The 1,569-nt window shown below is 62.8% G+C and carries 2 protein-coding genes; both read left to right on the top strand.

Annotated features, from left to right (window positions below; genetic code table 11):
* Positions 1-852 (top strand): phospholipase A (locus tag WB402_RS13160; protein WP_424208590.1); only part of this gene is annotated, 852 nt, incomplete at its 5' end.
* Positions 853-993: 141 nt separating this feature from the next.
* A partial coding sequence (locus WB402_RS13155) for a fatty acid cis/trans isomerase (protein WP_424208589.1) occupies positions 994-1,569 on the top strand: 576 nt, incomplete at its 3' end.

The following is a 1,569-nucleotide window of genomic DNA, read 5'->3' as shown; positions in this document are numbered from 1 at the left end:
GAACAACTCGGCGCGGTCCCAGCGCCCAAGCCGGCGCCCGGCGCCGTCCCGCCGACGGCGCTTTCGGCGCGCTGGGAACTCGACCCCGAAACCAAGCAGGGACCATGGGCGCTGCGCCCGCATCAGCCGCTGTTTATCCTGGCGGTAGTTCACACTGACAACAGCAACGACTCGCCCCAGTCGCCCGCGCACCCGCAGCCCTTTAGTGCGCCGCTCCAGGATAACGAGGCGGAGTTTCAGCTGAGCTTCAAGTTCAAAGCCGCCGAGAACCTCTTTAGCCTCTTTGGTAGCCAAGCGGATCTGTGGCTTGCCTACACCCAACAGAGCCAATGGCAGGTCTACAACCACGAGCATTCCGCGCCGTTTCGTGAAACCAACTACATGCCGGAGATGTTCCTGTTGTTTCCCACGCGCTACGACCTGCTCGGTCTCACCGGCCGTTTCGTCAGCCTGGGTCTGGTGCACCAGTCCAACGGCCGCGCCAATCCGCTGTCGCGCAGTTGGAATCGCGTATACACCCAGTTAGGTTTCGAGCGTGGGAACTTCGCCTTGCTGGTTCGTCCCTGGGCTCGGATTCAGGACAGTGCCGGCGACGACGACAACCCTGACATCATGCGTTACATGGGCTATGGCGATGTCACGGCAATCTACCACTGGGGCCAGCAGGAGTTCTCGGTGACCGCGCGTTACAACGCCGGCAACGCTTCGTCCACGGACACCTGGAGCTTTCCGATCCAAGGACGCCTCAGGGGCTACGTCAAGATCACCACCGGTTATGGTGAAACCTTGATCGACTACAACTGGAAGCAGAACACCATCGGTGCCGGCATCGTGCTGGTGGACTGGCTGTAGCAAGGGCTCGGCCGCAGGCCAATTGAGAAAAGAGCCAGTGCGTCGCAGGGCAGGCCGCCAGCCGCTTCTCACATGGTTCAGGTTGCCGTGCCCGACGGCGGTTCGTTACACTTCCCGCAATCTCACGGCCGAGACTCGACGATGCGTGCCCTCCTGACGATGATGCTGTTGGCAAGTTTCGTTGGTTGTGCCACCTATTATGACTACCACCTCGACCGCGAGTATGGCCCGGTCGACCCGGCCCGCTACGATCGGCCGTCCACGGCGCGCGCCGACATCGACTTCGGGCGTGACGTCAAACCGATTCTCGACAGTCGCTGTGTGGTCTGCCACGGCTGTTACGACGCGCCCTGCCAGCTGAAGCTTTCCGCCTACCAGGGCGTCACGCGCGGTGCCAGCAAAGACATCGTGTACGATGCCGCGCGTCTCATTGCCGCGGAGCCGACACGCTTGTTCATGGATGCCAAGAGCAATGCCGCCTGGCGGGGCAGGGGTTTCTACCCCGTGCTGAACGAGCGCGCCCCGAACGCCGCAGCCAACCGCGAGGGGAGCGTGATGTACCGCATGCTGGCGCTCAAGCGCGCTCACGGTCTGCCGGCGGGCGCGTTGCTGCCGGCGAAGGACTTCGATTTCTCGCTCGATCGCAAACAGCAATGCCCGCAGATCGAGGAGATGGACGAGTTCGAGGCGAAGTTCCCGCAGTGGGGCATGCCGTTC

Source organism: Sulfuricaulis sp. (assembly GCF_049587675.1).
Classification (GTDB): Bacteria; Pseudomonadota; Gammaproteobacteria; order Acidiferrobacterales; family Sulfurifustaceae; genus Sulfuricaulis.
Note: the sequence above shows the minus strand (reverse complement) of the source record. Positions and strands in the feature narration are given on the sequence as shown.